Consider the following 501-nt stretch of genomic DNA (forward strand, 5'->3'; position numbering starts at 1 on the left):
GGGTTTTGTTTCTCACGATGCCCGATCAACCATAGTCAAGCAATCCCTTAGCCGCCATGCAACAAGGCCATGATCAGGAACCTTTGATCTGTTTTCAAAAATCCCAGGTAGGGTACTGCGGACCAAAAACATCGATTTGTGTATGTCAAAGATCACATGTGGGAGTGAGCCTGCTCGCGATAGGGCCATTACAGTCACCACAAAACCCTCGACTAGGCGCGAGAAGTCTTCGTTGATTTTTTCTGCGCAACCGGTTTGGCTTTCCCGGCGCCTTTGTTACCCAGGCTACGTTTGAGCAGTTCGGTCAAATCGATTACATCCGCGGTTTTACGCTCATCTTCACCCGTCGCCGTTTCTACATCCTCAATCTTGCCTTCATTAGCCTTCTTCTCGACCAGCGCCATGATTTTGTCCTCAAAACTGTCGCGGTAGTCGTCGGGTTTCCAGTCGGCGCTCATGTCTTCTACCAAACGCTTGGCCATATCGAGTTCGCCCTTGGCC

At 50.7% G+C, this 501-nt stretch carries 1 pseudogene; it reads right to left on the minus strand.

Annotation, left to right across the window (positions count from 1 at the left end):
* Nucleotides 1-212: 212 nt before the first annotated feature.
* Nucleotides 213-501, minus strand: a pseudogene (locus AC1DRJ_RS32290) (non-homologous end joining protein Ku); the annotation flags it as partial.

This window comes from Pseudomonas sp. P5_B2 (assembly GCF_056400445.1).